The organism is Micromonospora sp. HK10 (assembly GCF_000982955.1).
In the GTDB taxonomy this organism is placed as follows: Bacteria; Actinomycetota; Actinomycetes; order Mycobacteriales; family Micromonosporaceae; genus Micromonospora.
The window spans coordinates 1-2957 of the sequence record NZ_KQ058780.1 but is presented as its reverse complement, the minus strand read 5'-3'; the positions used below and the strand labels follow the sequence as shown (position 1 = coordinate 2957).

4 protein-coding genes are annotated in these 2957 nt (G+C 74.2%); all 4 read right to left on the bottom strand.

Going from position 1 to position 2957, the window contains the following annotated elements; genetic code table 11:
- Positions 1-663: beta-ketoacyl synthase N-terminal-like domain-containing protein (locus tag LQ51_RS11300; RefSeq protein WP_046564903.1), on the bottom strand; the 663-nt coding region annotated here is incomplete at its 3' end.
- Positions 660-1928 carry a beta-ketoacyl-[acyl-carrier-protein] synthase family protein gene (locus LQ51_RS11295; protein WP_046564902.1) on the bottom strand — a complete coding sequence of 423 codons (1269 nt, stop codon included), beginning with the start codon at positions 1926-1928 and terminating at the stop codon, positions 660-662. The genes LQ51_RS11300 and LQ51_RS11295, both read right to left, overlap by 4 nt.
- Entirely contained in the window at positions 1925-2332 is a 408-nt protein-coding gene (locus LQ51_RS11290; protein WP_046564899.1) for a cupin domain-containing protein, read from the bottom strand. Before LQ51_RS11290 ends, LQ51_RS11295 begins: the two co-directional genes overlap by 4 nt.
- The coding region (locus LQ51_RS11285; RefSeq protein WP_046564897.1) for an SRPBCC family protein at positions 2329-2957 on the bottom strand (629 nt) is incomplete at its 5' end. The genes LQ51_RS11285 and LQ51_RS11290, both read right to left, overlap by 4 nt.

Here is a 2957-nt window from a genome sequence, read left to right as displayed (position 1 = left end):
GTCGAACGGCCGGTACGCCCGCTCCGGGTCGGCGGTGTCGCTGAGCAGCCCGGAACGGAGCTGGCAGGCCAGCGCGTACGGGCTCAGCGGACACTCGGTCGCCCCGGCCACCACCAGCGGCGTGCCCCGGCGGATCGTCCGCACCGCGTGGGCGAGGCTGTCCAACCCGCCCGCCGACTCCGAGACGGTCACCCCGCAGGGCCCCTTGAGCTGATGCCGGATGGAGAGCTGCCCGACGCTGGCCGCGTAGAACCAGGCGATCGACTGGTACGCCCCGACGGTCCGGGTGGCCCCGCCCCAGAGCCGTTGCAGCTCCCGCTGCCCGAACAGGTTTCCACCCGAGGAACTGGCCAGGGTGACCGCCCACCGGTACGGATCGGGAGACCGCTCGGGCAGGCCGGCGTCGGCCAGCGCCAGCCGGGTGGCGGCGAAGCCGAGGTGCGTCCACCGGTCGGTCTGCACCCGCTGCCGGGTGTCGCTGAAGCCAGCCGGGTCGAAGTCGGGCACCTCCCCGGCCACCCGGGTCGGGTAGCCGGCCGGGTCGAACAGGGTGATCGGCCCGGTGCGGCGGGTGCCGGCGAGGACCGCGTCCCAGTGCGCGTCGGCGCCCACCCCGGTCGGCGCGACCACCCCGATCCCGGTCACCACGGCCCGCGCCGTCACGGGTGGACCGCCAGCCGGCGGAAGATCATCGCGGACTGGAAGCCGCCGAAGCCGCTGCCCACCGAGAGCGCCACGTCCACCGGCACCTCCCGGGCCTCGTTGGGCACGTAGTCCAGGTCGCACTCCGGGTCCCGGGTGGCCCAGTTGGCGGTGGGCGGCACCACGCCGTACTCGATGGCCAGCGCGCACGCGGCCATCTCGATGGAGCCGATCGCCCCGAGCGAGTGCCCGACCATCGACTTGATCGAGCTGATCGGCACCCGGTACGCCGTGGCGCCCAGCGCCCGCTTGAAGGCGGCGGTCTCGTGCCGGTCGTTCTGCCGGGTGCCGGAGCCGTGCGCGCTGACGTACGACACGGCGGACGGGGCGAGCCGGGCCTGGCGCAGCGCGTCGCCGATGGCGACGGCCATCTCCGCCCCGTCCGGGCGCAGCCCGGTCATGTGGAAACCGTTGCTGCGGCTGGCGTAGCCGGCGACCTCGCAGTAGACGTGCGCGCCGCGGCGGCGGGCGTGCTCGGCCTCCTCCAGCACCAGCACGGCCGCCCCCTCGGCCAGCACGAAGCCGTGCCGGTCGGCGTCGAAGGGACGGGACGCGTGGGCCGGGTCGTCGTTGTCCGGGCTGGTGGCCCCGATGGCGTCGAACGAGGCGACGGTTACCGGGGAGATCGGCGAGTCGGCGGCGCCGGCCAGCACGATGTCCGCCTCGCCGTCGGCGACGAGCTGGTGGGCGTACCCGATGGCGTCGATGCCGGACGTGCAGCCGGTGGAGACCACCTGCGCCGGGCCGTGCAGGCCGTGCCGGCAGGCCACGTCGGCGGCCAGGCTGCTCGGGATCAGCGCCTGGTACAGGTACGGCCCGCCGAGGGTGTGGTCGACCAGCCAGTGCCGGCCGGAGTCGCTGACCCGCACGTACTCCTTCTCCAGCGCCATGGTGCCGCCGACCGCGGTGCCGAGCACCACGCCGGCCCGTTCCCGCTCGGCGTCGCTGAGGGTCAGGCCGCTGTCGGCGAGCGCCTCGGCGGAGCAGGCCAGCGCGAACTGCACGTACCGGTCGGCGCGCTGCCGTTCGGCGAGGGTGATGCCGGCGGCGTCCGGGTCGAAGTCGCACTCGGCGGCGATCTGGGAGCGGAACGGCGACGGGTCGAAGAAGCTGATCCGCCGGGTGGCGGTGCGCCCCTCGGTGATGGTCTTCCAGAACCGGTCCCGGGTGGCGCCGCCGGGTGCGACGACGCCGACGCCGGTGACCACCGTCCGCCGGCCGGTCACGACGGGGTCCGGGGTGGTGGGGCACCCTCGGTGTCGACGTGGCCGAGTTCCGGACGGGGCGCGAGCGGCCCGAGGTGGAAGACCACCTCGGCCGGTTCGTCGCCGGTGTTGCGCAGCCGGTGCCGCACGTCGCGGGGCACGAACAGGGCCTCCCCGGCGGCGAGCGGCACCGGCCGGTCGTCCAGGTCGACGGTGATGGCGCCGCGCGCGACGTAGAGGAACTCCTCGCTGTACGGGTGGTAGTGCTCGGCGATCCGCTCCCCCGGGTCGAGGGTGGCCACCCCCATGAAGCCGGAGGTGCTGCCGACGGTCTTCGGGCCGAGCAGCACCCGCAGTTCGCCGCCGCGCCGCCGGTCGGCGGTGACGTCGTGGACGGAGACCCGGGCCGTGGAGGTGTCGGTCATCGCGCGCCTCCCGCGTACGCCCGCTCGATGCGCTCCTTGATGACCGCGAGCTGGACCTTGCTGTTGGTGTTGATCCGCTCGGTCATGCCCGCGTTGTCCACCGGCGCGGTGGGCTTCATGGCGAAGTCCTGCACCCAGGTCATCCGGGTGCCGCCGTCGATCTCGTCGTAGCGCCAGTGGATGCGCATGTACTCGAACGGCCCGGTCTCCACTCGCCGGGCGTGCACCTCGCGGGCGTCCGGGTCGGCGGTGCGTTCGCTGACCCAGCTCCACGAGGTGCCGTTCTCGTCGGGGTGCATGGTCAGCCGGAACCGGACCGTGTCGCCGTCGCGGTGCAGGATCTCGACGGCCGCGTACTCGGTGAACAGCTCGGTCCACCGGGCCACGTCGTTGGTGATTTCCCAGACCAACCGCAGCGGCGCGGCGATGTCGATGGCGTTCTCGGTGTGCCCGGGCGGGTCGGCCTTGCGGGCCACCAGGTCGGCGACGCCGGCGATGCTCAGCTGCCCGGCCTGCTCCGGGATGGTCACCCGCCACCGGTCCGCGACCACGGCGGAGAGTTCGAGCAGGGCCAGCGAGTCCATGCCGAGCTCCTCCAGGCTGGCGGCCGGGGCGCGGGCGGCGG

Coding starts and splice junctions, on each gene's coding strand:
- LQ51_RS11290 (WP_046564899.1), bottom strand. CDS start 2,332: ATGACCGACACCTCCACGGCCCGGGTCTCCGTCCACGACGTCACCGCC.